The following is a 3,577-nucleotide window of genomic DNA, read 5'->3' as shown; positions in this document are numbered from 1 at the left end:
TTCGATATAAACTTTTTCTTGTTTTGTTTGAAGCATATCCCAAAGTCGTATTTGTGGCTCTACACTCATAAATTCAGATAGCTTTTTAGCATTATTTTTGTTCAAATTCCCAACGATTGTCATCGCATCAAAACTTAATTTTGGGTGGGGGGTGTCATCAATATGTACACCTAACCGGCTATTAGAGAGGCCGGTTTTAGAAAAATTGTCTAAGTCCTTATTTCGTAAGTCATTTGAAGTATTTTCTTTACTCATAAAAAATCGACTCCTTAATTTAATTTAAGAAGTCGCTCACCCAAATATATATCTTGAAGAATAAACCTATATCGTTTAATATCTAGATATACAAAAAATAATAAAACATAACTCTTTATATTTTATTTAGGTAAGTCGCATTCACAAACTTTGGACGGGGAGTGAGCGACTTCTTTTTATTTGTTTATTAATATAACACTATCAAAAGACTTGGTCTAATTAGATCAGGTCTTTTTTTATTTAAGCATTTGTATTATCTGGTAAACAGTTAAAACTACTAAAACACCAAGTACATACTTACTTGTTATAAAATTCTCAAAGGCTTCTCTGAATTTCATTTCTTCAACTCCTTTTATTGCTTTATTCCAATTTCCTTATTGGTCGGAACCTACAGGGCTTTATGTGTTGTTGAGTTGGTACTTTCTTGGGATTAATCCCAATTCAAGTCCAACCAACTCGCTAACAAGTTAGCTAACACATAGCCCATTCCAACCAATAAGTTTTCTCGGCATAAATACGTGTCCTATCTCAAATAGTCTTATTTTGCAATTTAAGGGGGTATTTAAAGCATTTAGCATTTTTTAGGTATAAAACTATATAATTCTACTTGCAAGCCAATATAAGCTATATACAAAGCCAGCAAGTAATACATATGGTATTAAATAAGCTATATACCATAAATTGCCCCATATAGTCTCTGAGTGCTTTATCGTGTGATTTAGATTATCGTACGCTTGTATAATACCAAAAGCATCAAAAGCACCGTCCAATAAAGTACTTAAAATAGCAAAAGCTAAAAATGCGACAAACAAGGCTATTATCCCTGATTTAAACCACTTGAATTGCTTTCTTAATTTATTCTGTAATTCCTGTGTTTCTTCTAACATTTGCTTATTTTTTTGATGTGCTTGTTCCGTTTCTTTTGTGATTGTTTCTAACACATTGTCTTTATCAACTTCACTTAATTTTTTGTTTAATATATCTACAAACTTTTGATTATTATTTTCTAAGCTAGAGTGATAAGCCTCTGCCACGTTCTCGGTTTGTTTTATGAGTTGGTCTATCTTCTTGTTTCTGTTCTCGTTGTTCTCTTCTAGCATGTTCATTCTCTCGGCTATGAGTTTGTTTTGCTTTATCAAGTTCTCGTTGATTTCGTTTTTCTTTGTTTCTTCGTTCAAATTCTGCGAAGTCGACATTTGGTTTTCTGACTGGTTGTTCTTGGGATTGTTTCTGTTTGTTAATGGCATTCACTATCTCTCCCTTCTCATAATCTTCGCCTAACTTATTCCCACGTACTTTTTTATTTTCTTCTATGTGCAAATACGTGATTGTTTTATTCGTTACGCGAGCAACTTCAACCCCTTTGGTTTCTAAACGTTTCTTAAAATCATCAAAGTCTGTTGATTGTTCTTTCGTTTCTTCAATCGCCATTCTTACTTGATTTTTCCATGAAGCTTTATCATTATCTGATTTATCTATGATGTTTTGTTCTGCCTGTGTGTACCGAATTTGTGCCTGTCTGTCGGGAATTGATAGATTATGTGAAATACATATTTCATCATTCGCTTGTCGAATATCATGTAGTGCTTTTTTATTATTATTAAATTTCTTGCCAGTTTCTAAATCAATTGAATTAATCACAATATGATTATGAACATGGTCTGTGTCGTTATGCGTATATACGGCAACTTGATGATTAGGTGCTATCTTTTCGGCTAACTCTAAACCTAATTGATTACATTGTTCTGGCGTTACTTCGTTAGGCTTAAAAGACTGAATAACTACATGCCCTTCGTTGCCATCTGTTTTGCCATACATTTCACGTGTTGCTTTAAAACTGCTTTTCGCATAATCTATATCACAATTCAAAGCGCTTTTTTCTTCTGCACGTTTCTCTGCGTAATTAATAGCTCTTGATGTTGATTTTGTTGAGCTTATTTTAGCTGTTGCCATATCTCATGCAACTCCTTTTTAAAGTCATCAAATTGCTTAATTAAATCATCATATTTTTGTTCAGGTAAATTCACTGCTTGTTCTTTATGTTGATTAAACCATTTCGCAATCTGATTTACATTTGCCCCCATACTGCCTAAATCTTTAACAATCAATTGTCGCGTCTCTTTATCTAATTTAGGCGCTACCAATCGACTGCCTTGTGCCTTTTTCTTAACGAAATTCGGCACACTCATATTCAAAGTTTCGGCAGATGACCTTAACTTTTCATATTCGCCTTCGTTCACTCTGAAACTAATTTGTTTTGGCTCTTTGCGGTTGGGTTGATGGTTTCCCCCAACAGACAAATCGCTAGCCAAATTATTATCATGTTCACTCATTTAATCCCACCACGTTTCTTCGAAATTTATTACTCTCTATGTTTGTAGATTATATGATAATCAACAAAATATCAAGTAATATTGTGGTTTGGCAAGCACTGGCTTTGCTATCCACTTCGTTCTAGCACGCCGTACTTGATGGGATTATATCCCATACCCTTTATGTTTTTGCTTACGCAAAAAATGAGTGGCAAAATGTTAGCCACTCATAGTTCAAAACCAAATTCAAAATCAAAACAAAAGCAACCAAAAATGTGGTTGCTATACGTTCATAAATTTTATGATCACTTACGTGTATAAAATTTAATTCACTTCCAAAATCTAAATTCACGCTGCCAAAAATCAATCTGCTTTTGCAATTGTTTTTCGTTCGCTTTTAAAGTCGATTTCATTAATTCCGTTAAATCAATTGGAGATATTTCAGTCATAAGTTTACGCATTTTGTATTTTCTTCTACGTTCTAATTTTCCCCACTCATTCTCATCAAACAACAACGCCATAATTGTGTGGCGTTCTGTAGCTTTTTCGATTGTTGTATAATCAGGTTTTAATATATGCAAATCGTCAAAACACCCATTCCACATATCAACCATATTTCGTTTTAGTTCAATTTCTACACGCCATAAATGTTCAGACATAACTTCAACATCTGCATTATCTTTACGCTCTTTTTTCTTGTTATAAATTCTGATAAATCTATCACTATCACGAGAACCAAAGTACTTTGTTTCTGCAATGCCACTTGTTCCGTAAAAAACGGTTTTTTTCAACGCTTTATCTGACATAGCATAGTAATCGCTCAAATCATCTTCAAAATCAAAAGCTAAATCTAATCTCGTAAAACCGTCATCTTCCATGTAGTCGATAATATTTTGTTTTAACCAAATCATTTCTTCATGTGTAAGTTTATTTGGATTAAATTCGACACGCATATTACGTCTATCCCAAGTATCTGCTTTTACTTTGTCATATTCGATATAAACTTTTTC

At 33.1% G+C, this 3,577-nt stretch carries 4 protein-coding genes and 1 pseudogene; all 5 read right to left on the bottom strand.

Going from position 1 to position 3,577, the window contains the following annotated elements; genetic code table 11:
* Nucleotides 1-255 (bottom strand): annotated as a pseudogene (locus KA900_RS10610) (replication initiation factor domain-containing protein); the annotation flags it as partial.
* A 593-nt stretch (nt 256-848) separates the two neighbouring features.
* Entirely contained in the window at nt 849-1,289 is a 441-nt protein-coding gene (locus tag KA900_RS10605; protein WP_194378120.1) for a DUF334 domain-containing protein, read from the bottom strand.
* On the bottom strand, nt 1,267-2,208 hold the full coding sequence (locus KA900_RS10600; RefSeq protein ID WP_204170637.1) for a relaxase/mobilization nuclease domain-containing protein: 942 nt from the start codon (nt 2,206-2,208) through the stop codon (nt 1,267-1,269). The genes KA900_RS10605 and KA900_RS10600 overlap by 23 nt, the downstream gene beginning before the upstream one ends.
* Nucleotides 2,190-2,588, bottom strand: coding sequence for a plasmid mobilization protein (locus KA900_RS10595; protein WP_204170635.1), 399 nt, complete (start codon nt 2,586-2,588; stop codon nt 2,190-2,192). Before KA900_RS10595 ends, KA900_RS10600 begins: the two co-directional genes overlap by 19 nt.
* 308 nt (nt 2,589-2,896) lie before the next feature.
* On the bottom strand, nt 2,897-3,577 hold a 681-nt coding region (locus KA900_RS10590; RefSeq protein ID WP_210139587.1), incomplete at its 5' end, for a replication initiation factor domain-containing protein.

Origin of the sequence: Staphylococcus sp. GDY8P120P, from assembly GCF_017892065.1 — a bacterium.
In the GTDB taxonomy this organism is placed as follows: domain Bacteria; phylum Bacillota; class Bacilli; order Staphylococcales; family Staphylococcaceae; genus Staphylococcus; species Staphylococcus nepalensis.
Note: the sequence above shows the minus strand (reverse complement) of the source record. Positions and strands in the feature narration are given on the sequence as shown.